Raw genomic sequence first — 26,176 nt, 5'->3', positions numbered from 1 at the left:
CTGATTAACTCTTGCCTCGCTAAGCGTTGCTGTCTGCCGTCTCAGTGGGGTCGCATTATAGGGCGCGGCGAATTTTACGCAAGCGTTTTTTAAAGAAAACTTGAAATAAAGTGCTGTTCGTTCAAAATTCAAGCCAAACCCTACAAAAGAGATACTTTTTTAACTTCAAAATAACTTTATACGGTTATAAAACGCAAAAGCCCGATGAAAATCATCGGGCTTTTGTTGAATAGCTTTAAGTATACTTAGATTAAGCTATACCATATTGCTCACGATAAGCTTTTACTGATGCAAGATGCTCGTTCATAGTACCTTTAGTTTCAAGGTAGCTAATTAAATCTGCAAGTTTTACTATTGAAACTACTTTAGTATTAAAGTCACGTTCTACTTCTTGAATTGCAGACAGTTCAGCTTTGCCTTTTTCTTGACGATCAAGAGCTATCAAGACACCACTTAGATCCGCACCATTTTCTGCAATAATTTCCATAGACTCACGAATTGCTGTGCCAGCAGTGATCACGTCATCTACTAACATGATTTTGCCTTTTAGCTCAGAGCCTACTAATGTGCCGCCTTCACCGTGTGCTTTCTTCTCTTTACGGTTAAAGCAATAAGGCACATCTTTATTGTGATGATCTGCAAGTGCTACTGCGGTAGTTGTTGCAATTGGAATACCTTTATAAGCAGGACCGAATAAAACATCATATTCAATGCCTGCATCTTCAAGGGCGGCAGCATAAAAACGACCAAGACGTGCAAGGTCACGACCTGTATTAAACAACCCCGCATTAAAGAAGTAAGGGCTAGTACGGCCAGACTTTAAAGTAAACTCACCAAACTTTAACACCTGTTTTTCTAAGGCGAATTCAATAAACTCTATTTGATAATCTTTCATTACTATAAACCTATTACTTATTAAGCTAATGCTTGCTTCTGAACGTCAATGATTTCGCGGATTGAATGCTTCGCAAGAGTGAGTAATTCATCAAGCTCATCAAACGAGAAAGGTTCGCCCTCGGCTGTACCCTGCACTTCAATAATTTTACCTGTTTCGGTCAGAATTACGTTCATATCTGTTTCAGCGTCAGAATCTTCTAAATATTCTAAATCGCTAATAGCTTGGCCTTTATAAATACCTACCGAAATAGCTGCAATCATAAATTTAAGAGGATTTGAATTGATCATACCCTTGCTACGCATATGTGTTAACGCATCGACTAGAGCAACACAAGCACCACTGATTGATGCAGTACGAGTTCCGCCATCAGCTTGAATAACATCACAATCAATAGTAATGGTATTTTCGCCTAACGCTTTTAAATCAACTGCGGCACGAAGTGCGCGTGCAATTAAACGTTGAATTTCCATAGTACGACCGCTTTGCTTGCCACGCGCCGCTTCACGGCCATTTCGGGTATGGGTAGAGCGCGGTAACATACCGTACTCAGCTGTGATCCAGCCTTTACCTTGGCCTTTCATAAAACGCGGTACACCTGATTCAACAGTGGCTGTACAAAGTACTTTTGTGTTACCAAACTCAACCAACACAGAGCCTTCAGCATGCAAAGTGTAATTACGTGTAAATGTAACCGGTCTAATTTGGTTAGGTGTTCTTTCGCTTGGACGCATTCACGATCCCCTTAATTCAGAATTTCCCACATTATATGTATATATAGCTGTAGATGCCATGCTGATTTAAACAAAAGCAAATTGTAAAATTCGCAGCAACAAAAATTTCCGCTAGAGCTTAACCAGTGTTACGGTATAATCACTTTTAATATTGTTTAATAAAACTAGGAAACCATCCATGATCCACAGTATGACTGCTTACGCGCGTCGCGAAATAAAAGGCGATTGGGGCACTGGCACGTGGGAAGTTCGTTCAGTTAACCAACGCTACCTTGAAACCTTTATTCGCGCACCTGAGCAATTTCGTGGCATGGAGCCGGTGATCCGTGAGCGCCTACGTAAACATTTACAACGCGGCAAGGTCGAAGTGTTTTTAAAGTTTGTGGCAAACCCAGCCCATGTTGGTGAGCTTTCAATTAATGAGGCGTTGGCTGCACAACTGATCAATAGCGCCAAATGGGTGCAACAACAAAGTAATGGCGATATTAATCCTGTCGACATCTTACGTTGGCCTGGTGTTATGGAAGCTGAAGAACTAGATATGGATAGCGTTAACACCGCACTCATTGCTGGTTTTGATCAAGTGATTGAAGATTTTAAATCTGCACGTGGCGATGAAGGCGCTAATCTTGAAGAAATGATAGCCACTCGTCTTGATGCAATTTTAGAGCAAGTAGCGATAGTTGAAACTCACATGCCAGAAATTGCCAAATGGCAGCGTGAAAAATTAGCACAAAAATTAGAAGATTTAACTGCAAATATTGACGAAGCTCGCCTTGAGCAAGAGCTCATCTACCTTGCACAAAAACAAGATGTAGCTGAAGAACTAGACCGTTTAAAATCTCATGTCAAAGAAACTAAAAAAATCCTTAAAAAAGGTGGCGCTTGTGGTCGTCGTTTAGATTTCATGATGCAAGAGTTTAACCGCGAAGCAAACACCCTCGCCTCTAAATCAATCAATAGCGACATCACCAATGCTGCGGTTGAGCTTAAAGTATTGATAGAGCAAATGCGTGAGCAGATCCAGAATATTGAGTGATATTCACCAACCTCCATAGGTGTCTTTTATTCACTGATTTTAAAGGAGTAAATTAAAATCTCCGTTCGTAGTTGTTCACAGTTACCCACCAAAATCCATACCTAAGTGGTGGGTTAATTGGTGGGTAGGTGGGTGTTTACAAATGCACTAGTGGTGGGTAAACTGAACCTCAAGAGATATAAGGCTTGGGGAGCACTATGAGTACTACGGGTAACCTAACGGTTAAAGAACTAGACTCTAAAATAAAAAAAGAAGAGGTAGGTCGCTACGCCGATGGTGATGGGTTGTATTTTGTTGTTCCAAAGTCTGGCTCAGCTTATTGGATGGTTCGTTACACTTCCAATAAAAAGCGTAAAGAAATGACGCTTGGTAAGTACTCTGATCTTTCGTTAAAAGATGCGCGATTTGAAGCAGCTTCTAAAATGAAGCAACTCAGAGAAGGCCTTGATCCGCTGTTAGCAAAAAAACGTGCCGAGCAAGAAAGCATTAAAACAGTGGATGATCTATTCGAAGACTGGTATCCAACACTCGAAGCGAGACTTAAACACCCAAAAATCCCCAAACGCATTTATACCAAAGATATTGCCCCACATATTGGTGAATTTAAAATTGACCAGGTAACCGCCAGAGATATCCGTACCACGATAGAAGATATAAAGGCTTCAGGTAGATTGGCTATTGCTAATGATGCACTAGGCTATTGTAAACAATTATTCAATCACGGCATAAAACTCGATTTACTCGCCTATAACCCTGCTGCCGCCTTTACTTTTAAGGATGCTGGCGGCGTAGAAAAAAGCAGAGAACGAGCATTGAGTGAAGATGAACTCAAACAATTTTTTGCTACAGCCAAAAAACATAACGACAGTTTTAGTCGAGAGAACTACCTAGCCTGTTTATTGTTGGTTTGCTTAGGCGTTCGTAAATCAGAGTTGTGCGAAGCTAAGTGGGATGAGTTTGATTTAGAAAAAGAGGTATGGAACTTGCCGGCTGAAAGAAGTAAAACCAATATTGGTTTTACGGTTCCGTTAGCACCTGAAGTACTTACCTGGCTTGATGAGTTAAAAGTACGAGCCTTTGGTTCTGAATATGTATTTCCTAGTCGCAGAACCAGCAAGAAGCCTCATATGGGCGCAGACACACTGAATCGTGCCATTACAAAACTATTCGGCCATGAAGCCGGCAAGAAGAAGCAACCACCAAACTTAATGGGTGATATGCCTCATTTTACTGTTCATGACTTACGCCGTACTTGCCGTACTTTACTTGCTCAGCAGGGGACGCCAGGGCATGTTGCTGAGCGCAGCCTTAATCACAAACTTAAAGGGGTTGAGGGTATTTATAACAAGCATGACTATCTTGAGGAGCGAAAAAAGGCGTTAGAAAAACTAGCTGGTTGTGTTATTAAGGTTTGTGGATTATCTCAAAGTTAAATAATGAAATATTAAACCCTGGGGATTTCGGTGTAGTATATTTTTCAAATTTTAACCCATTGATAAAAATGATAAATTATAATATTTGAAATTAGTGATCAGTGTCAACTGACCACTATACACATCATTTTACTTACTTATTTCGATTCTTAAGTACATCTTGAAAATTAAACTCAGTTATTATAAGTGATGATTTTGATTCTTTATTATCATCACGTTCTTCATTTTCAACTTCAGAATCAAGCATCTTACGGCTTAACTTCTCTTTGATAGCTTTATAAGGCTTTTGCAATAACGCTGCTGCTCCGGCAACTGTAAGCCCTGTCTCTGCTACTGATATTGCTCCAGAACCTATGTCGATAGCTGCTTTACCAAGCTCTATTACCGGCTGATAATAATTTACCGCAATTTCAAAAATAGAACTTCCTTCACTAACGGATGTCAATGACAATATTAAGCTGCTTTCATCCACTTTGGCTTCACTGAGCTCTTTAATACCAGATTCACTAAGACATGGAAGCAGCTCATTTACTAACTCAAAGTAAGCTTCAAGGTGCTTAGGGCTTGATACACCAACCTCTTTTAGCTCCTGAAAGTTTCCTAATACACTCAAACCTATTACATCATCAACATAAGGAATATCTGTAGTTATAGTAAGTAAAGCGACTTGAGTTGCATTTTTAAGCGTTTCAATTTGTAATGTTCTATATAACGTTTTATCGCCAAAGTTTAGTGGAATAGGTTTAAGCGCTTTGGCTGTATTCGTTTTCAATGAGTTATAAACTCTATGCAACAAGTGTTCAGATGCTAACCCTCTGAAATCAGAATCACCCATAAGTTTATTAAAAATTTCTTCATTGCCATCCATTCTATCAATAACAAGACCACTAAATGCTTTATTAAAAACATATCGGAAGTCATCAATATTATTTGCATGAGCAGCCATTTGTAGTTTTTCACTTTCTACAGCTTCTTGCTGAATTTGATCAAAGAATAATTGATCGGCTTGAGTAAAATCAGTACCAAAGCGGTCGTTTAGCAAGTCAATAAGTTCTGATAAGCGAATCATATCTTCACCTTGCTGACCAGTTCCTACATCTGAAGGGCCTTTAAGTGGATTCGCTTCACCCATATTAAGGTTTATCTGACCTTCACTAATCTTTTGAAGTCGGTAATACTGAAGTTCAACATCATCTTCAACACGGTAATCAGTGCCACTCGCTTTTCTAGGAAGTTTGGTTAGCAGGAAGCGGGTATATGTATATAGCTGTTCAAGATCAGAGTCTTGATAAGGAATAACCTGTGACATAAAAGCGTACATGTTTCTAAAATCAACAAGTAAGCCTTTAAATTCAGATTGTTCCTCTTCTTCTAACTCTTTAAAGCGACTGATGGCTTTATCAAGGATGCTATTAAACTTCGCATGGTCTGTTTTAGTTTCCTGCCTTTTAGGTTGAAAATAAACATCGCAAAATTGTGCTACTTCATCTTGGAAGATAATACCTTGTTCATTGATTTGATCTTGCAAACGATATAAATGTTGCGGATCAGTCAATTCATCGGCCTTTACTTCTTCATAAAAGTCTTTGAAAGCTCTAAAAATATCATCTCGTTTGTTCTGAAAATCTAGAACAAAAGTATCTTCTTTACCTGCGCACATCCTATTTAAACGTGATAGCGTTTGCACAGCCTGTATGCCTGAAAGTTTTTTATCAACATACATTGTGTGTAACAACGGTTGATCAAAACCTGTTTGATATTTCTCAGCAACTAACAATAATTGATATTCATCAGTATCAAACTGTTCAGGCAATTCACTTTCTTTAATACCTTCATTTAAACCAACTTCAGTGTATTCCTTTCCTGGTATTTTTGGGTCTTCAACTGAACCAGAAAACGCCACTAGCGATTTAACATCGGTATAGCCTTTTTCTTGAATATATTGATCAAACATTTTTTTGTATTCAACGGCTTGCAGGCGAGACCCCGTAACAACCATTGCTTTGGCTCTACCACCAATTTTATGTCGAACATGTTGTCTAAAATGCTCAACCATAACTTCGGTTTTCTGATATAAGTTTGTTGGATGTCGATTTAGATTTCTAGCAAGCGCTTTTGCTGCCTTCTTGCGCTCTACATGTGGATCGTCTTCAGACGATTTAGCAATACCAAAATATGCGGTATAAGTTGTATAGTTTTTCAAAACATCGAGAATAAATTTTTCTTCAATAGCTTGGCGCATTGAGTACTTATGAAAAGGTACTTCACCGGTTACTGGGTTAGGTTCATTAAACACATGCTTAGTTTTGTATTTTGGCGTTGCTGTAAAAGCAAAGAAGCTAATATTAGGTTGTTTACCACGCTTCATCATTTCACGGCAAACTTCCTCAAAATTATCAATGTCTTCATCTTCAATGTCATTTTCAACTACGTATTTAGCAGCTTCTTGTTTAATCCCATCTTTATTTAAAACACCTTTCAGCTCCATAGCTGTTTCGCCAGATTGCGAGCTATGAGCTTCATCTACAATTACAGCAAAGTTTTTACCCGCAGTACTAAATTGCATTGCGCCATCAAGTTGATTTTCTTCATTCAATTTGTCTATGGTTTCGGTAACAAAAGGGAATTTTTGTAGTGTAGTGATAATAATCGGAGTGCTGTTAACTAATGCATTTACCAATTGACGTGTATCTTCATCAATTTTTTCTACAACGCCTTGCTTGTGTTCGAATTGGTAAATAGTATTTTGTAATTGCTGATCTAAAACGCGTCTATCTGTAACAACAATAACAGAATCAAAAACTCGATCTTCGCTCTCATTATGTAAGCTACTTAAACGGTGGGCTAACCAAGCTATAGAATTTGATTTTCCAGATCCCGCTGAATGCTCTACAAGATAATTATGACCAGGACCTGATTGATAAGCATGGTTAACTAAACTGCGAACGGCATCAAGTTGATGAAAACGAGGAAAAATCATCGTTTCTTTTGTTACTTTTTTAATGCCTTTATCAGTAAGTACCCGTTTCTCTTCAACTTGTAAGTGCATAAACTTACCCAGTATGTCGAGCATACTGTCACGGCTAAATGTTTTTTGCCATAAATAAGCTGTTTTGTAATCACCTTCATGGTTTTCTGGATTACCAGCACCATGATTACAGCCTTTATTAAATGGTAAGAAGAAGGTTTTTGAGCCGTTGAGTCGCGTTGCCATAAAAACAAGCTGAGTATCTACAGCAAAATGCACTAAAGTACGCTTTTTAAATTCAAAGATTAACTCTTTGTGATCACGGTCATTTTGATATTGACGTTTGGCATGTTCAACATCCTGACCTGACAGCTCATTTTTAAGCTCCATTGTGACCACAGGAATACCATTAATAAATAGAACGACATCAAGTGAGTTTCTATGTTGACCAGAGTAATATAGCTGGCGGGTAACACTTAATATATTTTTATTATAGAGCCGCCAGGTATCATCATTTTTATGGTTGTTTGGCGCAAAAAAAACCATTTTTACTTTTTTGCCATAACACTTAAAACCATGACGAAGTACTTTTAATGTTCCTCGGGTATTGAGCTCTTTATGAAGTGTTTCAACTACTAAGTCTTCTGTACCTTCACCATGAATGGCTTTAAGTGCTTTCCACGTTTTTGGTTGAGTGCTTTCAATAAACTGAGTTACACGTTTTGGCTCTAGTGCTCTGTCGGTATCAAAGTCTTTGCTGTTGCCTTGTTGATATTTATGTTGTTCTAATAAACAAGCTTCAATAGCATCTTCAAATCTTGCTTCCGTATGTTTTTTCATTATACTTCCTTACCCAACAAGCACAGGGCATTGATTGTCTAATTCTTCTAATTTCATACCGTTAATGTCATCATAATGGTAATGACGAATACTGTGATCTCTAATTATATAACCTTCTTCATCAACAAAGCGGCTAGGGTCAACCATGGTGGAAAATACAAACTTCTTTAAATGAAGTCGTTTTTTCTCATTGGTATATAAGTTAATAATCGCTTGAACTGCTTTACACCAAGACTCTGTAGATGAAAGTTGGTCGACTAAACTTGCAGGCAAAGAGGCTGATTTAAACTCTATGCAATACACAGAGAGCTTATTGCGGTAAAGTTGAAAAATAACAAAATCACACCGCTTTGACCAAGGCCTTGCATCATCTTCTAAAAAATGAAAAAGCGGATCTGTATTCCCTTGTTTATTTTTTAAATCTAACTTTAACGCGATAACTTCACCGCTAAAAGCTATACGCACTTTCTGCTTTCGCTCAGCGCCACCCGCTAGAAATATTTTCTCTTCAAGTACGATTCGACCATTGTCCCGCTTAGTTATTTCATAAGCATTAGTATTTAAATAAGCTTTCAAACCTCTGAAGTATTTATTTGCATCCACTGCCATATCGCTAATGTTCCTCAGGAATTTCTATATCGCGAAGATCTATTTTTCCTGTTACAGCTGAGTGAATATTTATTGTTCGATACTCAACTAATTGTTCTATTGCACCTTCATTAACGCTAATTAGAGAGTCTATTTTACTCACTTCAGTATTTAAGTATTGAGAAATTTCTTTCTGCTCATTGTATGGTGGGAGACAAACAAAATAACCTCCTAAATCACTTTGAGTAATGCTTGGTAAAGCCGTCTGAGTTGAAATAAATGCGTATTCAAAATATAAAGCTAAATAGTACAAGTATTCAGGAACAACATCATCGTTGATAATTGAATAAAACATTGTATCAACTGTCCAAAACTTGCCTTGGACTAAAATAGGCTTATCAATAGTGCCTTTTCGGCCAAATAATAGTGAAGGCCCTTCAGATAAATAAGAGTTTGCTTTTCTAAAAGCACCACCAGAACCATAAACGGGATAACCATCTTCATATTCCGGTACTTCTACATGTTTATAATCGCAGCCATTTTTGATGTTAGCTAGGAACTTTAAACGCTTTACTTTCCAATGATTAGGTATTTCACCTAACCAAGGTATTTCTGAGTCAACTTTAGTTACGTTAGAATCCAAGCCTGTAGTTGTTGTTTTCTTTATAAGTGTTGATCTTTGTGCTTTTAGTAATTTAATTATTTTTTGTTTTTTCTCGATAAGGAGATCAATTTTTTTTGTTTTAATATCTAGGAAATTAGTTATTAATTGCTGTTCTTCTTTTGGAGGTAGCCAAATAAAGCAAGATTTTAAAATAGCTTGTGTGACACTAAAGACCTTTACCCCTGTAACCCTTTGACGAATTTGTGTTCGAAAAGGCTCAGAATGAAACAAATATGCTAAGAACCTAGGGATATCGTCAGATTGGAGTCTTGCTACTACTGTGTGGTAACCCGCAAAAGTCGTTTCATCACTATTTAAATAAGTAAAATTTCCCGAGCCTTCTAAATCTTCAGAGGTATCAGCGAAAACAAAATCTCCATTTTGGAGCAAGGATTTTTTGCCCGTTTCAAGGTAATCTTCATCTACATATTTCAGTGTGTCTTTTTCGGGGATAACTTCAAACCCTAATCTAGAATGAATTTCACCATAATTAACACAGGGAATGCCTTCGTCTTTTAAATCGGCTTTAGTAATACCTAAGCCTCTGTCGAAGCTAAATAGGTGACGAAACCTTATCTTGCGCCAATGCACAGGGAGGTCTAGTCCATCTATTACTTCACTGGGGGCTAAATTATCGTAGCTAATTAGCTTCATTAAATGACCTCCGCTAGCATTTTCATAATGTCTGTTTCTAGCGTTTTTATTTCACCTTCTATTTTTGCTAAAGGGCGTGGTTCTTGGTAATCATAAAAATGGCGATTAAACGAAATTTCATATCCCACTTTGATTTTGGAATAGTCAATCCAAGCATCGTCGCGGTATGGCAGTACTTCTTTAGCTAAAAAACGCTCACAATGAACTTTTGCTAAAGCTAATAGTTCTGTGGTGTCTACTTTTCCTTTAGTTTTCTTTGTTTCGTAATCAAGCGGTAAAGGCAGGTCGATAAGTGCATTTTCTTCATCACGCTTGCCATTAATTAATATGCCACCAGGTAAAGGAATATTTTCGTAATCTCTCAGTTCTGCATCTGGCTCAGGCTTATTACTAGTGTTCAAACATGGTTTTGCTGTAGGGTCTTTTTCACCGAATGCACCGTGCGAGAGTAGTGCTTTTTTCATTGCAGCATCAAACTTAAGCTCAGATGTTGCGAAGAGCTTCTTAAATTGTGCTTCAATAACTTTTCTGTCTTTAACTAATTCATTGTCAGCGTAGAGTTTCTTTGCTTCTAAAAATATACGTAGCAGTTCTTCTTGATCTATTTTACCTGCGGCAATTTCATCAGCAATGGCTTCTTTGTTTTTACGTTTTGCTGAGGTTGCCAAGTTTATGAAGAAGTCAGATTCTTTAACGCGTTCAATACGTTCATCATTAACAATAAAGTTTAAGCGTAGAGGCCTTTCGACAGTGACCTTGAAGTAACCAAAATCTTGATTGTTAAATATCTTAGAAACAAAGATATCCCTGTCTTTGTCACGCTTTTTATCTTTAGGGCTATCGAGATTAGTTCCAATTTTATTTAATGTACTGGTAATATCATTTTCGTAATTAGCATAAAGACGGGTAATTTCAGTTATATGATCTGGCTCTTTGGCGTCACCGTTGACAGGGCCTTCACCAATCTTTTTACGTTTATCACCTAAGCTTTTTTTCATCTTCCAGGCAAAGTCAGTAGCATTAATTAATTGAACCGTGCCTTTGCGTCTTGCTTCTTTTCGATTGGTAACAATCCAGATATACGTGTAGATACCCGTGTTATAGAACATTTGATCAGGTAGACCAACTATGGCTTCTAGCATGTCGTTTTCTAAAATGTACCTACGGATATTACTTTCGCCACCACCAGCATCGCCAGTAAACATTGGAGAACCATTAAAAACCACCGCTATTCTTGAACCTCTACCACCCTCAACCCCTCCTGGTGCTGGTAATTTGTATGTTTGTGGTGGTCGTTCCATTTTAGACATCATGTGCATTAAGAATAATAATGCACCGTCATTAATACGTGGCAAACCTGGGCCAAATCGGCCATTGAAACCAAATTGGTCATGCTCTTTGGTTACATTATCTTTTTCTGGTTTCCACTCAACACCAAATGGTGGGTTGGCTGCCATGTAGTGAAACTTTTCATTTGGATGGCCGTCACCATCAGCGAAACCCTCTTTAAACTTACCTGTACCTAAGGTATTGCCGTAAACAACGTTATTTACGTCTTCACCCTTAATCATTAAGTCTGAACCACATATGGCGTAAGATTCTGCATTATACTCTTGGCCAAATAGTTCTATATTTGCATCGCTATTGAGATCGTCAATAATGGTACGTTCTGCCTCAGATAAAATACCACCTGTTCCGCAAGCAGGGTCATAAATTTTAATTACTTTACCTGCTTTATGAATTTGTTCTTCACCTGTAAATAGTAGATTAACCATCAGCTTAACTACTTCTCTAGGTGTATAGTGATCTCCAGCCTCTTCATTAGCTTGCTCATTAAACCGGCGTACAAGATCTTCAAAAACATTGCCCATTTTATCATTGGGTACTCTATTTGGATGAAGGTCTACATCAGCCATAGCTTTAACAACTTCAAACAAACGGTTTGCGTCTTCAAGTTTTTCAATTTCTTCGGCAAAGCTAAATTTTTCGATAATATCGCGTGCTCGTTCAGAGAAGCCGGCAATGAATTTGTTTAAGTTTGCTGCTAATTTATCAGGGTCATCTAATAAAGTTTTAAAGGTGAAATTTGATGTGTTAAAAAACTTTAAATCAAACTTTTGAAGAATGATCTGCTCAATGGTTTCTTCATCTTGATTTGCTTTAACTAGCTTTTCGTATTGCTCTAATACTTGTTGTTTCGTTTCAATTAATACAGAATCTAAGCGTTTTAATACAGTTAAAGGGATCATTACCCTACGGTACTGAGGTGGTCTGTATGGCCCACGTAGTAAGTTTGCTATTTCCCATACCTTATTACTGTGTTCTTTAAATTGTCCAAGTTCTATCATTTTTTATTTATCCATTGATTCTGTTGTAGGTAAGGGCCTAGTTTTCAAAAAATTCTTCATCGATTTTTTTCAGGTGTAATACCTGTTCATCTCTGCTGCCAATGTTATAGCGCAGCATGAGTTTGGCTAATTCTTTACCGTTGATAAGTACAATGCGCATGCCTAAGTCTTTGGCGGTTTGTACTGCGGATGGTGTGAAACCAGAGGTGGTGATAAAAATACCTTTCTGTGCTTTTTTGAGATTTAAAGCCCCAAAGAAATCTCGAATATCACCAGAGCCTACATTATTCCCATGAGCATAACGTTTCGCTTGTATATAAATTTGGTCTACACCTAGAGGGTCTTGATCTATAACACCATCAATACCATTATCTCCGCTTTGCCCTAACGCATGCGCTGCACCTTCACCTGTACCGCCATAGCCCATGGCAAGAAGTAATTTAATGAGTAAATCTTCAAAAAAGGCAGGAGTAACTTTACGTGTACGATCGAGGATATCAGCGGATAATGCATCATTGATTTTCTTATATGCAATGCGTAAAGCTTCATCAGGGGTAGCGTCTTCATCAGCGCTGTCATCTGTTAGGCCTTGCTCATCAATGTTTGCAGAAATGTTATCGTATTTTTGTCCTTTAAAAGCGACAAATTCATCGAATTGGCTGAGGTATTTATTATCAATAACAGTGTTGGGGTCTGCTAACGCATCTAAACCTCTTTGGGTAATAACAAAGTGTGCGCGTTTAGTGGCTTCTAATAATCCAGCTTTAGTAATATAGGTTCGTGCCCAACCAACACGGTTATCTAATACCGTCTGCTTACCACTAGAAAAAGTTTCTGCGCGTTCTTCATCTGTTAGATTAAATTTATCAGCGAGCTGATTGATAACATCTCTAAGCTTTACTTCTGATCCATTAGCTTCTTTTACTATTTCTAAAAAAGGTTGCATAAATTGTTTATAGCTAGGTATCATTCCTTATCCTTTTGTTTTTCTATCCATGCTTCTATATCTACTCGCTTAAAACGCCATGAACCACCAACTTTAAAACCAGGCAATTTGCCTTCTCCAGCTAAACGGTAAGCAGTTTTTTCATTAAGCTTTAGGTACTCTGCAAGCTCTTGAATCGTCAGTATTTCGTCACTCATTGCTTCATCTCTAACTGTGAACAAAGTTAGCATATGAGAAAATTGAGGAATGGTCAATGTAATTACCCAATTAGGTCTATTTGGTAAAATAATAAACGGCATAAAAGCCAGGCCATCAATGACCTGGGCTATTTGGTGGTTTTTACTTTAAGGTATCCTTAGTTATCGTTCTCATGCTTGGCTTAGTATCAGGTCCAATCACTAACTTCTATTCCACCTCTTGTTTGGGTTTCTGCTGTATTTAATGCCAAATACATCGTCAAGATTGTTAGTAGGGTAGCGAGACTTTCTTGCTAGCTTGCTTAAGATAAAGAAGCAGTAACGAGCATCTTGGTTGTAAGACTTCTTGCTGGGGTTTAGTGGAATTATGTTTGCGGTTGTGAATGAACACAACGAATCAGCATAAGAGTCGCTGATAAATAAAATATGTGGCCATGTTGATTTTATTTTCTTTGTAAAAAACGCTTTTGCGTTAAGTGCCCCCTGTTCAGTCGCGCATTCTGGTGCCCTAAAAAAGAGCGCTATATGATAAAATACTGAGCCGTCATCAGACATATCTTTTGCCCAAATCATGTTTATCGCCTCAGATACTGAGATTTTTTTAGATAAATAATAAAACCATTTGTTTAATTTTTTATTAGCATCTTGTTGATAGGCTTTAGGCACCCTTAACTTAAACCTAAATACATAACAATTTGGTAATCGTCGGATGGAGTTTTCAAAGCCCGCGGTTAACTTTTGTAACAGGGGGATAGACAACTCTCCCGAATCGATATCAACTGAGTAGCTTTTGTAATATCTCCGGTCTAGACGCTTTGCCACTGCACTTTGTTTGCTACTCATTATGATTTCCTCGCTTGGATTTTGCTCTCAATCCAGTTTTGGATATCACTACGCTTCCATGCAATACGTCTTGCCCCAAACTGTAATGGTCTAATGAAACTGGACAATATTAGTGCCTTTACCCGGTTTATCATCGCCGCAACAATACAGCCACATATAGCTCGTTGCTTTATCTGCGTTAATAACGTTGAGCGGGGTTTCATCGCCATGAATAACGGCTTGAGATAACAACACCTCTTTTAAGCGTTGATAGAGCGGTGACAACAATTCAGCACAGCGTAGCATCCAACTCGACATGGTTTGCCTACTCAACTCAATACCGATATCGGCAAACACTGTTTCTTGACGATAAAGCGGTAAGCCAAACTGGTATTTACACATGATTATTTGGCTCAGCAAGCTGGGCGTTGCGATGCTTTTTGGGATCGCTGTTGCGGGCATAAGGGCGGTTTTTACCACACTTTCAATCCCTTCTCGCTCACAATGGCGGCACGTATATTTCGGGCGAATGGTTTTGATGACTTTGATATGCGCTGGCACAAACTCGAGCGCTTCACTGCTGCTTTCACCCATTTTATGTAGTGGGCTTTGACAGCAATCACACTTTTTATCACCCTCATCAAGGTCAACAACGACCTCAACTCGGGGTAACTGTGCTGGCAGTGGCCGGCGTTTCGGTTTGGCTTTTTCTTTCTTTACTGAGGCCGATGTGGCCAATAGCGCTTTATCATGTTCATCAAGAATGTCTTCGGCTTCATTGAATACGTCGCCTGCACCCGGCATCTTTTCAGATTTTTTCGCGTACTCTTTGGCAAGCTTAGCGTTATAAACTTGTAGCAATTCGTGAATTTGCGCGTCTTTTTCAGCCAACTTTTCATCCATAAGCTGTTGCAACTCAAGCAACATGCGCTTGAGTTGTACAGGATCGTCAGGTAATGAGTGGGCATCAAGTTTCATACCTGCAACTTAACAAAATTTCATGCACCTTTCTCGTTTGCATAGCAGATAAAATCTGATGTGTGGCAATGATCGTTTACTGTGAATATGATCAATTAGATCATAGACTGATACTGTAATTCTTCATGACCAAGCACATCATATCCCGACAATAACCAATCCAGTTGTTGAGGACTGAGCTCAAACTCTTGCAAGCAGGCTTTGGTTGGCCATTTGAACTTTTGTTTTTCTAAGCGCTTATACCACAAAGCAAACCCCGTTTTATCCCAGTAAACCAACTTGAGTTTATCCTTCGCTTTATTGCAGAACAAAAATAATGCACCAGTGTAAGCATCACGTTCAAGCTCGCCTTCAACCAGTGCGACCAGACCATCAATGGATTTTCGAAAATCCACAGCATCGCGGTGTAAGTAAATACATTTAGGTTCAACAAACATTTTCATCAGGCAAACTCGCGTAGTAATTGGCCCAGATAAGATGCAGGCGTTGTGGATGGTAAGCAGACTTTTACTTTGCTAATCGTAAGGATGATTGGCTGTTGCTGTTCAGTGGGATCAACGTGTTTAGTGACTTTTGCGCGAACAAAACTACCAGATGCAGCAGTAAGCTTACTTCGTGCCGCATAAAAGCTTGTTTTTGATAAGGCATGTTGCTGGCAAAACTCAGTAATAGTTAAATCGCTGGCTTGTTGTTCTTCGACAATGTTGCGCCACTGCTCAAGGCTACGTGTTTTCCTCATGGCTATCTCCTCATTGAAATTCGGAAATAGCTTACTCGTTTTGACCAGTGACTGGCAGGTGCACTTTGCTAGACGCTTACGATCCAGAATATAGAATAATAAAATTAAAAAAAGCCGTAATTTTAACTCATTACGGCCTTTTTTAATCTGTTGTTATTTATGCGCATTACAGCGAGTTTAAAGATGCTTTTAGAGTCTCAAACTTAATTGGTTTGGTCAGTACTTTATTTATACCGACTTTAAAGCACGATGCTTTATCGTCGGTTGCAGCATTGGCGGTGAGTGCGTAAATAGGAATATCGCTTAATAATTCATTACGTATGTATTGTGTAGCAGTTAACCCATCCATCGTTGGCATCATAATATCCATTAAAATTAAATCAAACTTTTTGAGCTTCATAAATTCAATCGCTTCGGCGCCATCATTAGCTATTGTCACTTTATGATTTAATTTTTGTAAGAACGCTTTAATTAATACCTGATTGGTTTTGTTGTCTTCAGCAACGAGGATCGATAAAACAGGATGCTCTGCAGATAGTTCAGGCTTCATTTCACTAATAGGTGCTTCTGCAAATGGAATTAAAATAGTAAAAGTACTGCCAAGCCCAAGTTGCGTATCAACAGTAATTGAGCCCCCCATTAACTCAATTAGGTTTTTTGAAATACTTAACCCAAGACCAACTCCTTCATTCTTTCTGTTAATGCCATCGTTAACTTGCCTGAAAGGCTGAAATATAAAAACCAAATCTTTTTTTGCGATACCAACACCAGAGTCTTGGACAGTAAAGTTAAGCTTTCCATCAACAATACTTACGCATAATAAAATACGTCCAGAGCGCGTAAATTTGAATGCATTTCCAATAATATTAAAGAGTATTTGCCCTAATCTAAACTCATCTCCCATTATAAAGGTAGGTATGTCGTCACTTATTGATACTGAGAAGATTATATCGTCACTGTCTTCTATTATGTGTAACTGCCCTACTATATTCTCTATTAATAATTTTACATTAAGAGGTTTATTAACCAATAAAATTGTTCCTGATTCGATTTTTGAAAAATCAAGCACATCAGTGATTAAGCCATATAGAATATCAGCACTTGAATTAGCATAGTCCAGCCACTGTCGTTGTTCTTTAGTGAGCTCAGTATCCAGTAATAACTCTATCATCCCCATAATCGCATTCATTGGAGTACGGATCTCGTGTGACATGATCGTTAAAAACTTTGACTTGGTTTGACTGGCCTCTTCAGCTTTTAATTTTTCACTTTCAAGTGCGGCCTCTCGCTCTTTTGAAAAAGTAATATCTTTGGCAATCCCTAAATAACCAATAAAATTTCCCTGATCGTCAAACTGTGATTTGCCATTAAGAGATACCCAAAGGGGCTTAGCTGCATAAACTTCAAATTCAAAACCACTAAAATCGTCATACTCTGCAAGTAAAGCTGAGAATTGCTGCCATTTCAGTGTGTTTTTTCGCTCATTAATAGTGAGTAAATTATCAATTTTTTTATTAATAAAAAGTTGGGCGTAAGTGTTATTTTCGCTTTCAATATTATTAACGCTAATAAACGTCATATTAAGATCTGTGCGCCAAAACCACTCACTAGCAAGCTCTTTAAATAAACTAGAGAGTTGAGAAAATTTATCAAGCAGTAAAATAGATTGGTGAGTTTGAGCGTGTAACTTCATTAAGTTCAAAAAAGCATAGAACGCCTGTTGAAAAAACAGCTTTATAAGATCTGAACCTACAACGTCACTGACCCCATTTATGTCTACATTAGTAAAAATAAATACGCCTTGCTGATTGGAGGTGCTAACACTTATCAATAAAGACGCTTTAAGTGCAGTTTTGGCATTGCCCTCTAAAAAATTAAATTCGAGATCTTCTGACGGATTGTTACAAAATGCATAGCTATTTTTTAATACCTGTAAAAACAATCTGCAATGCGGCCATTTCTGATCATAAAAATCAATATTGCTAGTGCCTATAGTTTGATAATGCTTATCAATTTTTTGTAGGATTATACAATCTTGATAATGAAGCAACGGCTGCAAAAAAGCGGAGATAGTCGCTAAAATATCAATTTCATCATTACATTGAGATAATGACTCTAACTGCCTTTGTAATTCACTAACAGTAATTAAATCACTATTTTGCATACCGGTTTCCCCACTTAAAATGCATCGCGTTTTGCAAAAAAAACTTAAGCCGATGACATGACTATTTAATATAGAACAAAATTCAATATAAATCATTGAGTTATTTTTTTTGCTAGAGTGGAATGATTTCTGCTTAATTAATGTAAATAACAAACACCAAGGCAAAACGATGAAAATAGTTTGCATAGGCGGTGGGCACGGATTGGCACAAGTTTTAAGCGCAATAAAACCTTTGTGTAATAACTTAACAGCAATCGTTGCAACCACCGATAATGGCGGCAGTACGGGTAGGATTAGAGAAGCACAAAATTGCATCGCCCTTGGTGATATTCGCCGTTGCTGTGTTCAACTAGCGGGTGAAGGTTCAATTGCTCATTCTGTGTATGAACACAGATTTACGAGCGGCGATATTGAAGGTCACAGCTTAGGTAATTTAACTCTTTTAGGTTTGACTCAAGTTATGGCCTCTCCTACTCAAGCTATTGCATGCTTTAATAAACTACTTGGTAATTGTGAAACCGTTTTACCCATGTCTGATATACCAACAGACTTAGTCGCTGAGCTTGATAACGGTGAAAAAGTGTTTGGTGAGTGTGCGATAGATGCATTAAGTTTACTGCCTGAGAAAGTATATTTATCTAAAAAAGTACCTGCATCACCAGGCGCTGTTGAAGCTATTTTAAATGCTGACTTAGTGATTATTGGCCCAGGTAGTATCATAACCAGTATTATGCCCGCTTTTTTAATCGATGATATTGCACTCGCTATTCAAAAAACCTCTGCGTGTCGTGTATTTATTGAAAATACAGCGCAAGAGAACAGTGTCATGCAATACACTCATAGTGCAGGTATTGATTGGTTACAAAAAAAGCTCGGCGCTAAAATATACGATTTAAGTATTTCTCCTCCAGCGATTATGGAAATTTTGCAACACGGAAATAAATGCAATAAAACGGGTAAACATTTACATAATATCGATGAGTTAAATAATGTATTTTCAGAATTATTAAAAAGCTCTTTTAATGCAGAGACACACGCTTAAGCGTTATTAATTAATTGATTAATTTGTTGAAAAGTTTTTTTACTTTGCGAGTCAGCTAATTTTAACAAAGTCCTGACCTCTGGGTTTAAGCCATTGGTCTTAACTTTTTGCTCAATCAGCTGGCATGTTTGTGCTAGATGTATTGCACCAAAGCTATAGCTACTGCTTTTTAAGCTATGTGCATGAAGCTCTATATCATTAGTGTTGGTTGAGTTAAGCATTTGTTCTACTAATTTTTTAGACTCGTCAACAAACACTTTGAGTAACTCAATAGCCATGCTGTCGCCAACATCATATTTTAGCTGTTCTATTACAGATATATCTATCATATTTTTCTTTTGAGGTTCGTTATGAATTGCCAGATTATTTTGTTTGTTGACTCTTCCATGATCGGTGGTATTGAAACCCACATCGTGGAACTACACAAACTACTCAGTAAAAATAACGTTTCTTGCTCTGTTTTATTTTATAAAAATCATGGCAATAATGATTTTTATACGTTACTTGATAAGCAAAGCATACGCTATGATTTTCTGCAAGGCACACCTTCGAGTTTAATTAAGCAATTGCGCCGCTACGATGACAATACAGTTATTCATACCCATGGTTATAAAGCGGGTATTTTAGGCCGTTTAGCCTGTAAACTTACTCATAAACATTGTATCAGCACTTACCACGCAGGTGATGCTGGGACAGGTAAAATGTGGCTATATAACAAACTAGACCTGTGGCTTTCATGCTTATCAACCAACTTTGCAGTCTCAGAGCAAATCAGCAAAACAATTAAGAATGCCACATTACTAGAAAACTTTATTGATATTAAAGAACCACCTACGGTTAACTTTTTCTCGTCCCCTCTTAGAATTGGATTTGTTGGCCGGTTATCGTATGAAAAAGCTCCTGATATTTTTTATACCTTAGCCGAAAGTATGCAAAACAGTAACAATGTGATGTTTCACCTTTTTGGTGACGGTCCGATGCGCAATACCATCCCGCAACTGGAAAACTTACACTATCATGGTTTAACCAATCGCGAAGATATTTGGCATCAAATCGATGTGTTGCTTATCTGCTCAAGAGAGGAAGGTTTACCCATGACATTACTTGAGAGCATGGCGCACCATAAAATCGTAATTAGCAGTCCTGTTGGCGCCATCCCAAGTATCATAAAAAATAATACGAATGGCTTACTAATGAAAACAGGTGATGCACAAGAGTGTCAAAATTGTATTAACGCACTTTTAATACAGTCTCCTGATCAAAAAAGCGCTATGGCACAAGCCGCTTACGTCATGCTTAAAGAAAGGTTTTCTGGTAAAAACCAATTTTTGTTATTACAAAATGCGTACACCGCAAAATCACGCTTACGCTTATAAGTTTTCTTCCCAGCTTTTAATTTTTCTATAAAGGGTAGAAGGGCTAACTTCAAGTAATGCTGCTGCTTTGGGAATATTTGTTGAACATATTTTTATAACACGTTCTATATAGTCTTTTTCTGCTAACCAAAGTGCTTTTATATCACTTTCAATTTGCGGTAACTCTTCAAATTCTTGTATTTTAGTATGAGTAAAGCTTTCGTTTGGCTTGTAATTTGGTATTTCTTTCTGAGAGCTTTGTGGCAAGCTGGGCAACATATTTACATCAATCCACTCTTGGGCATTGAGCACTAAAATATTGCGGATCACATTTTCTAACTGCCTCACGTTACCAGGCCAATCATATTGAGCCAGTAAGCGCTTTACATCCTCTGTAATACCTTTGTACGGATGTTGCTCTTCGCGAGCTATTTTGATAAACAAAGCTTCTGCTATCTCAATAATATCTGTACTGCGTTCCCTTAATGGTGGCAACTCAATAGGGATCACATGCAATCTATAATATAAGTCTTCTCGAAACCGTCCGGCTTCGACCTCAACAAGTGGATCTCTGTTGGTTGCACACACAAATCGCACATCAACTTTAACAACTTTTTCACTGCCTACTTGCTGATAAGTGCCGGTTTGAATAAAACGCAACAGCTTACTTTGTAAGTTGACGTCCATTTCGCATAGCTCATCTAAAAATAAGGTACCGCCATCAGCTTGACCCGCAGCCCCGAGACGATTCGCAATAGCTCCTGTAAATGCGCCCTTTAAGTGACCAAAAATTTCACTTTCAATTAAATCTTTAGGGATCGCAGCACAATTTAACGCAACAAAAGGCTTATCAGCGCGATTCGATGCTTGATGTACCGCTCTTGCACAGAGCTCTTTTCCTGTGCCACTTTCACCGGTAATGAACACCGTAGCTTTACTTACCGATGCCGAGCTAATTATTTGATAGACAGATTGCATCTGCTTTGAACTACCAATCAAATCAAAATATCGACCATTTTCGTAGGTATTTTTATATTTCGTGACGGTTTGTTTTAGGTCTTTTATTTTTAGCGCATTGTTTATTGTAATACGAAAGCGCTCTGCCTCAACGGGCTTTTCTAAAAAGTCACTGGCACCGAGCTTGATCGCTTGAATGGCCATTTCTTTTGTCGCATGACCAGTTAAAACAACAACCTGAGGAAAATTATCAGGAGCTAACTTGGCTAAAATATCTAAACCATTCATGTCTGGTAACATGACATCTAATACGATTAGATCAGGCTTTATTTTATCAATAATCGCTAAAGCACTTGCACCATCATTTGCCACCAGAGTATTAACACCTGTAGGAACTAGATAAGATTGATACAACATAGCGAGCGACTGGGTGTCTTCTACAATGAGTATTGTTGGTGGCATAATCCCTTTCCTTTTAGCAGCCCGCTAAGAATTATTTAGATAAAAAATATTAACTTATGAATGCTAAGTTAACTATAGTTACCTCATTAAATCAAATTCAATTAATTATTATTAGTGATGCATCATCAATTTCTTTGGAGAGTGTCACTTGCGAGTTTTTCCATAATGAGTGGGCAAAGTCCTCAGCAGAGTTGCTCTGTGTTGGGATTATTGTTTTTAACTCAGCCATTTCATCTTTGTCAGTAAAGCGATTATCGGTCCAACCATCCGTATAAAGTAAAATATGTTCAATATTTTCTAATTCAGCTTCATAAAGGGTGTATTGATGATCATTAGAAAGGCCTAACAATGGACCGGTTCCCTTTAATTGAGATATTTTTCCATCTTTATCAATAATAACTGGCGGTGGATGTCCGGCATTAAGCCAATACAATTTATTATTTTCTAAAAAACAAATTACCAGTGTAACTAAACTCGATTTGCATAGTTGCTGCTTATAAAGCGCATTATTAAGCGCCACCAGCATGTCTTGATATGCCAATCCAGTTGCTAAAAAGCCACTGATAAAGCCTTTAATCGCAAAGCTTTCTTTAAGTGCTTGCAAGCCGTGCCCCATCATATCACCGAGGATAAAAGCAGTCCCTTCATCATTAATCGGCATAAAAAAGTCACCACCGTTACCGACCGCAATTGAACCAAATATATGCGCTGTTTTATTATTTGCTAATAACACTTTTGATGGTGTTAAGCCAAATGTGCTCTGATACGATAAGTAAGCGAACCGGTGCGTTACCCTTTCAATACTTTGCAAAAGCTTATTTTTTTTCACTGGTTTAATTAAGTAATCATCGACTCCTAAGCGATTAATTTTACTGATCACTTCTTCGCTGTCATCACCGGTTAACATCACTACCGATAATTGTGATTTGAGATTAGATTTATTTAGTTTTTCTAATAATGGCTCACAAGTGCCTTTTTTTAGTTGGTGATCAAGTAATAAAATACTGGCATCAGAGGTTAAAATAGCCTGCCAACCCGCCTCAATATTTTCGCAGGTGATCACTTGAAACTTGTCTTGAAGATAGGCGCTCATTAATGCAAGCTGGACAACATCATCATCAACATAAATAATACTTGGCCTTTTATCTATGTTAATCAAAGGAAAGGAAAAATAATTTTTAGAGGCTATTGTTTCATACGTTGCATCTGCAAAGTAATGACGAATTAACTCAACCCCCATTCCACCTTCAACTAATTCATGCGATTCGATTGTCCAAGATGAGTCATTTTTTTTGAATAAATTATAAGGCTTCAATTCATCTACAAACGTTAAATGATATGTGTCAGTATTCGTTTGGCTGATGCGCAACATAATAACGTGCTCATCCCCCTGATTATGCCTAATCAAATTAGTGAGGTACTCCGTTGCAACTAAACCGGCAGCATCCGCTTCATCCCGTTTTACTGATAATGCACCCAACACATGTTTTAACACTTGGCGTATCTCGGTTAACGTTGGCCATAACAATTCAAAGCGTCGTTCAAATAATATATCCATAAAGACCTCAATAATGCTTAAACAGCCACTTTTGCCTGTTGATTTTGTTTGTTAAAAACGTACAGACTCTTGGCCATTGAGGTCTATATCTTTGTAAAAGTAATAGCATTCGTTCACCCAAAGGTGCAAAACTATATTGGCTCACTAATAATTTAATATTGCTATGGCCAGCTTGTTTAAGCTCTGCAACGCCGTTACACAAAGACTCTTCATCATTAACACCTAAACCAACTGTTACTAAAGTCAGTTCGCTACATAAACTTAAAGAGTGTAGCGGAATATTATTGCGATTGAGCTTTAACGCAGGAGACATATCAAGTAACACATAATCATATTCTTGTTTTAAACGGATCACAGCCTCATTGAGTACATGTTTATTTTTAGCCGAATCAATGGACTCTAAATTATGTATGCTCAAAATATCTATCCCCTGATAAGGTAATACACTTAACTGGCAAGAAATATCATCAAATCGCCATAGCTTAGTTAAGCTAGATAACTGCTTATCTAAGCGAAACGAACTAATGGGGTTAAGATCAATCACCAATACTGACTTATGTTGACTAACTAATCGCTGGGCAACACTGCTACACGCCGTTGATGAACCTTCGCCACCATACAGCGAAATAAATGTAACGCATCGTGCATCACTATCAACGAGGGTATTACAAATCGTTTCAAGCTCATGATACTGCTCTGGAATTAACTTCATAAACTCACCACTAAAGCAATTATTGTTATAAAATCTAAGAAATTATCTTTAAATTGACTTAATAGATCTTGCCCCTTATCTGGTACATATAAAGTATCGCCGGCCCTTAATACCGGAATATTTGCCGAGTTTGGTGATTTTATAAATGCTTCAAGATTGAATACTCGAGACTGCTCTTTACAACAAGAATGATTAACCACAACAATTTTATCAATGAGTGCGGAACTTGATGGCCCACCCGCTTCAGCTAATACATCTAAAATAGACATAGTGTCATCAAAGTTATAGCGACCCGGCTTTTGCACTGCCCCCATAATACGAACCACTCTCTCTTTAGGTGTACGTAACCAGTCTTTATCTTTTTCAGGAATAAAAATAGTGTCTCCGGGCAACACATGTGGAAAGAGAGTTTCATCTCCGGTTTCAAAGTACAGAGCTAAATCAAGCTTGCTAACCTTGGCACTATTACCATTACGGTGCGTTACTCTTATATTGCGAATGTCAGCATTGCCATTAGGGCCATCTGCAGCGGCTAAAATATCAATAAAATGCATATTATCATTAAACGCGTAGCGCCCAGGAGAGCCCACTTGACCCATAATATAAATAGACTTACTCGACGCTTGGCGTATCCATTGTGATTTATTATCGCCTGGGTCAACTGGCAACTCCTCTACAATCACTGTATCGCCTGCGATCAAATTTGGTAGCGCTGTTTTTCCATCAGTAATAGTGTACTTTTCGAGGTCGAAACGCTGAGTGACATCACCATTACGTAATATTTTAATATCATTAATATTGGCCCCTTTGGTTGGCCCGCCCGCATGAGCTAATAAATCGGTAAAATCCATTTCATCACTCCATTCATAACGCCCAGGAGATTGAATGGCACCAATAATTTTAATCGCACGTTTAGTCGGAATTTTTAACCAGCTTTTTTCGTTTACATCTGTTTTTTCGGGCACGAAAATAACATCACCAGGGTTTAAATCAGGTACTTTTGTCGTAATGCTACCTTCACTATAACCTTGTAAATCAAATAAAATACTTTCACCTTGCGGGGTTAATATTTTTATCTGTCGTGTTTCTGCAAAGCGTGTTGGCCCCCCTGCATTAGCTAAAATATCTAGAAAATTGGTACTATCTGCAGCCTCGTAAGCTCCAGGCTTTTGCACTTCCCCCATGATATAAACAGTCCGAGAAGTGGTGTTTACATCATCGACCATTATTGGCACATATATGGTTGAACCAGCTTTGAGAAGCGGCATATTCTTATCAGTGGGTTTATCTAAATATGCTTTTAAATCAAATATCACTGGGGACTTATCGACAATGACTCTAATTTTAGTCACATCAGCATAGCGTGTTACTCCCTCGGCACGCATTAATGCATCTAAGATGGTCATATTTTCTTTAAACGAAAAGCTACCAGGATTATGTACTTCGCCCAAAATTGTAATAGCGCTATTGTCACTGGCATCTCCCGTTGCGCTAAGTGTTTGTGCATCAAAGTCTATTTGTACATTACCAAGTAAAGGAGATACCGGTACAAACACCGTATCTTCACTTTTAAGGGTTGGAAGTAAGCTAATATTACCTGTATCTAAATAGGCTTTATAATTAAACTCAATCACCTCATCGCCTCGTCTTATTTGCAAACGATCGAGCTGAGCGCCAGGCTTTAAACCATTCGCTTTAGCTATTACCATTTGAATATTACCATCATCAGGAATACTGACTTGGGAAGGCGTAATGACATAACCCATCACATTAATAAATATATCTCGGCTGCGGATCTCCACATAAAAGTCATCTATCGCAACAAACAACTCAGCCAAAACCGGTTTTAACTCAAGTTCGATTTGCGCCACTGTTTTATTGGCAACATTAAATTGCCCTACTTCAGGTATGTTGATCTGGCCTTTTTTATCTACTTCAAACGTGCCATCAAATTCAACCTCGCCAGGCACATATAAAAAGAGTTTATTACCCGCTTGCACAATTGAGTTATCCGCTTCATTTGCCGCAAAGCCGTTGGTCGCTAAAAAAAACAAAACAAACATTGTGAAAAAATATTTCAT

At 38.0% G+C, this 26,176-nt stretch carries 22 protein-coding genes; 4 read left to right on the top strand and 18 right to left on the bottom strand.

Annotated features, from left to right (window positions below; translation table 11 throughout):
- Positions 1-250 precede the first annotated feature (250 nt).
- Both pyrE and rph read right to left on the bottom strand, forming a co-directional pair.
- Positions 251-895 (bottom strand): orotate phosphoribosyltransferase, encoded by a 645-nt coding sequence (gene pyrE, locus H5183_RS17015; RefSeq protein WP_145237117.1) that lies wholly within the window; start codon positions 893-895, stop codon positions 251-253.
- Between the two features lie 20 nt (positions 896-915).
- Entirely contained in the window at positions 916-1,629 is a 714-nt protein-coding gene (gene rph / locus H5183_RS17010; protein WP_145237114.1) for a ribonuclease PH, read from the bottom strand.
- 178 nt (positions 1,630-1,807) lie between these two features.
- On the opposite strand from rph, the gene H5183_RS17005 reads away from it, so the two are divergent.
- Entirely contained in the window at positions 1,808-2,668 is an 861-nt protein-coding gene (locus H5183_RS17005) for a YicC/YloC family endoribonuclease (protein WP_145237110.1), read from the top strand.
- 197 nt (positions 2,669-2,865) lie between these two features.
- Positions 2,866-4,101 (top strand): site-specific integrase, encoded by a 1,236-nt coding sequence (locus H5183_RS17000; RefSeq protein WP_182732269.1) that lies wholly within the window; start codon positions 2,866-2,868, stop codon positions 4,099-4,101.
- 133 nt (positions 4,102-4,234) lie between these two features.
- Here the strand turns inward: H5183_RS17000 and H5183_RS16995 are convergent, their stop codons facing one another.
- From H5183_RS16995 to H5183_RS16945, 11 genes are all read right to left on the bottom strand, one after another.
- On the bottom strand, positions 4,235-7,909 hold the full coding sequence (locus tag H5183_RS16995) for a type I restriction endonuclease subunit R (protein WP_182732268.1): 3,675 nt from the start codon (positions 7,907-7,909) through the stop codon (positions 4,235-4,237).
- A gap of 9 nt (positions 7,910-7,918) precedes the next feature.
- Entirely contained in the window at positions 7,919-8,512 is a 594-nt protein-coding gene (locus tag H5183_RS16990; protein ID WP_220496344.1) for a hypothetical protein, read from the bottom strand.
- Positions 8,513-8,522: 10 nt separating this feature from the next.
- The gene (locus H5183_RS16985; RefSeq protein ID WP_182732266.1) at positions 8,523-9,815 is read right to left on the bottom strand and encodes a restriction endonuclease subunit S; all 1,293 of its coding nucleotides are present in this window, start codon (positions 9,813-9,815) and stop codon (positions 8,523-8,525) included.
- Positions 9,815-12,163, bottom strand: coding sequence for a class I SAM-dependent DNA methyltransferase (locus H5183_RS16980; RefSeq protein WP_182732265.1), 2,349 nt, complete (start codon positions 12,161-12,163; stop codon positions 9,815-9,817). Before H5183_RS16980 ends, H5183_RS16985 begins: the two co-directional genes overlap by 1 nt.
- 37 nt (positions 12,164-12,200) lie before the next feature.
- Positions 12,201-13,133 carry a restriction endonuclease gene (locus H5183_RS16975; protein WP_182732264.1) on the bottom strand — a complete coding sequence of 311 codons (933 nt, stop codon included), beginning with the start codon at positions 13,131-13,133 and terminating at the stop codon, positions 12,201-12,203.
- Entirely contained in the window at positions 13,130-13,306 is a 177-nt protein-coding gene (mads1, locus tag H5183_RS16970; RefSeq protein ID WP_182732271.1) for a methylation-associated defense system helix-turn-helix domain-containing protein MAD1, read from the bottom strand. Before mads1 ends, H5183_RS16975 begins: the two co-directional genes overlap by 4 nt.
- A gap of 201 nt (positions 13,307-13,507) precedes the next feature.
- Complete coding sequence (locus H5183_RS16965) at positions 13,508-14,149, bottom strand: inovirus-type Gp2 protein (protein ID WP_182732263.1); 642 nt, start codon at positions 14,147-14,149, stop codon at positions 13,508-13,510.
- A 90-nt stretch (positions 14,150-14,239) separates the two neighbouring features.
- A complete protein-coding gene (gene tnpC / locus H5183_RS16960) occupies positions 14,240-15,106 on the bottom strand; it encodes an IS66 family transposase (protein ID WP_259397375.1) in 867 nt (288 codons plus the stop codon).
- Positions 15,107-15,201: 95 nt separating this feature from the next.
- Entirely contained in the window at positions 15,202-15,549 is a 348-nt protein-coding gene (tnpB, locus tag H5183_RS16955; RefSeq protein WP_182732262.1) for an IS66 family insertion sequence element accessory protein TnpB, read from the bottom strand.
- Positions 15,549-15,845, bottom strand: a complete 297-nt coding sequence (gene tnpA, locus H5183_RS16950; RefSeq protein WP_182732261.1) for an IS66 family insertion sequence element accessory protein TnpA — start codon at positions 15,843-15,845, stop codon at positions 15,549-15,551. Before tnpA ends, tnpB begins: the two co-directional genes overlap by 1 nt.
- Positions 15,846-16,011: 166 nt before the next feature.
- Entirely contained in the window at positions 16,012-18,009 is a 1,998-nt protein-coding gene (locus tag H5183_RS16945; RefSeq protein ID WP_182732260.1) for a response regulator, read from the bottom strand.
- Between the two features lie 169 nt (positions 18,010-18,178).
- On the opposite strand from H5183_RS16945, the gene yvcK reads away from it, so the two are divergent.
- On the top strand, positions 18,179-19,051 hold the full coding sequence (gene yvcK, locus H5183_RS16940) for a uridine diphosphate-N-acetylglucosamine-binding protein YvcK (protein ID WP_182732259.1): 873 nt from the start codon (positions 18,179-18,181) through the stop codon (positions 19,049-19,051).
- Here yvcK and H5183_RS16935 read toward each other — a convergent pair.
- Positions 19,048-19,380: an Hpt domain-containing protein gene (locus tag H5183_RS16935; protein ID WP_182732258.1), complete on the bottom strand. Its 333-nt coding sequence runs from the start codon at positions 19,378-19,380 to the stop codon at positions 19,048-19,050. The genes yvcK and H5183_RS16935 overlap by 4 nt on opposite strands.
- A 21-nt stretch (positions 19,381-19,401) precedes the next feature.
- Here H5183_RS16935 and H5183_RS16930 point away from each other — a divergent pair, with 21 nt between their 5' ends.
- Positions 19,402-20,427, top strand: a complete 1,026-nt coding sequence (locus H5183_RS16930; RefSeq protein ID WP_182732257.1) for a glycosyltransferase family 4 protein — start codon at positions 19,402-19,404, stop codon at positions 20,425-20,427.
- On the opposite strand, the gene H5183_RS16925 is transcribed toward H5183_RS16930, so the two are convergent.
- The 4 genes from H5183_RS16925 to H5183_RS16910 form a co-directional block, all read right to left on the bottom strand.
- Positions 20,422-21,825, bottom strand: a complete 1,404-nt coding sequence (locus H5183_RS16925; RefSeq protein ID WP_182718099.1) for a sigma-54 dependent transcriptional regulator — start codon at positions 21,823-21,825, stop codon at positions 20,422-20,424. The two genes, H5183_RS16930 and H5183_RS16925, sit on opposite strands and share 6 nt — an antisense overlap.
- 97 nt (positions 21,826-21,922) lie before the next feature.
- Positions 21,923-23,383, bottom strand: a complete 1,461-nt coding sequence (locus tag H5183_RS16920; RefSeq protein ID WP_149980671.1) for a SpoIIE family protein phosphatase — start codon at positions 23,381-23,383, stop codon at positions 21,923-21,925.
- Between the two features lie 7 nt (positions 23,384-23,390).
- On the bottom strand, positions 23,391-24,095 hold the full coding sequence (locus H5183_RS16915) for an AAA family ATPase (RefSeq protein ID WP_182732256.1): 705 nt from the start codon (positions 24,093-24,095) through the stop codon (positions 23,391-23,393).
- Positions 24,092-26,176, bottom strand: coding sequence for an SLBB domain-containing protein (locus tag H5183_RS16910; protein ID WP_182732255.1), 2,085 nt, complete (start codon positions 26,174-26,176; stop codon positions 24,092-24,094). Before H5183_RS16910 ends, H5183_RS16915 begins: the two co-directional genes overlap by 4 nt.

This window comes from Pseudoalteromonas sp. SR44-8 (assembly GCF_014163635.1).
In the GTDB taxonomy this organism is placed as follows: Bacteria; Pseudomonadota; Gammaproteobacteria; order Enterobacterales; family Alteromonadaceae; genus Pseudoalteromonas; species Pseudoalteromonas rhizosphaerae.
Note: the sequence above shows the minus strand (reverse complement) of the source record. Positions and strands in the feature narration are given on the sequence as shown.

Coding starts and splice junctions, on each gene's coding strand:
- yvcK (WP_182732259.1), top strand. CDS start 18,179: ATGAAAATAGTTTGCATAGGCGGTGGGCACGGATTGGCACAAGTTTTA.
- H5183_RS16985 (WP_182732266.1), bottom strand. CDS start 9,815: ATGAAGCTAATTAGCTACGATAATTTAGCCCCCAGTGAAGTAATAGAT.
- H5183_RS17005 (WP_145237110.1), top strand. CDS start 1,808: ATGATCCACAGTATGACTGCTTACGCGCGTCGCGAAATAAAAGGCGAT.
- H5183_RS16980 (WP_182732265.1), bottom strand. CDS start 12,163: ATGATAGAACTTGGACAATTTAAAGAACACAGTAATAAGGTATGGGAA.
- H5183_RS16915 (WP_182732256.1), bottom strand. CDS start 24,095: ATGAAGTTAATTCCAGAGCAGTATCATGAGCTTGAAACGATTTGTAAT.
- pyrE (WP_145237117.1), bottom strand. CDS start 895: ATGAAAGATTATCAAATAGAGTTTATTGAATTCGCCTTAGAAAAACAG.
- H5183_RS16975 (WP_182732264.1), bottom strand. CDS start 13,133: ATGATACCTAGCTATAAACAATTTATGCAACCTTTTTTAGAAATAGTA.
- tnpC (WP_259397375.1), bottom strand. CDS start 15,106: ATGAAACTTGATGCCCACTCATTACCTGACGATCCTGTACAACTCAAG.
- H5183_RS16995 (WP_182732268.1), bottom strand. CDS start 7,909: ATGAAAAAACATACGGAAGCAAGATTTGAAGATGCTATTGAAGCTTGT.
- H5183_RS16920 (WP_149980671.1), bottom strand. CDS start 23,383: ATGGATATATTATTTGAACGACGCTTTGAATTGTTATGGCCAACGTTA.
- H5183_RS16925 (WP_182718099.1), bottom strand. CDS start 21,825: ATGCCACCAACAATACTCATTGTAGAAGACACCCAGTCGCTCGCTATG.
- mads1 (WP_182732271.1), bottom strand. CDS start 13,306: ATGAGTGACGAAATACTGACGATTCAAGAGCTTGCAGAGTACCTAAAG.
- H5183_RS16935 (WP_182732258.1), bottom strand. CDS start 19,380: ATGATAGATATATCTGTAATAGAACAGCTAAAATATGATGTTGGCGAC.
- H5183_RS17000 (WP_182732269.1), top strand. CDS start 2,866: ATGAGTACTACGGGTAACCTAACGGTTAAAGAACTAGACTCTAAAATA.
- H5183_RS16965 (WP_182732263.1), bottom strand. CDS start 14,149: ATGAGTAGCAAACAAAGTGCAGTGGCAAAGCGTCTAGACCGGAGATAT.
- H5183_RS16930 (WP_182732257.1), top strand. CDS start 19,402: ATGAATTGCCAGATTATTTTGTTTGTTGACTCTTCCATGATCGGTGGT.
- tnpB (WP_182732262.1), bottom strand. CDS start 15,549: ATGAAAATGTTTGTTGAACCTAAATGTATTTACTTACACCGCGATGCT.
- H5183_RS16910 (WP_182732255.1), bottom strand. CDS start 26,176: ATGAAATATTTTTTCACAATGTTTGTTTTGTTTTTTTTAGCGACCAAC.
- rph (WP_145237114.1), bottom strand. CDS start 1,629: ATGCGTCCAAGCGAAAGAACACCTAACCAAATTAGACCGGTTACATTT.
- tnpA (WP_182732261.1), bottom strand. CDS start 15,845: ATGAGGAAAACACGTAGCCTTGAGCAGTGGCGCAACATTGTCGAAGAA.
- H5183_RS16945 (WP_182732260.1), bottom strand. CDS start 18,009: ATGCAAAATAGTGATTTAATTACTGTTAGTGAATTACAAAGGCAGTTA.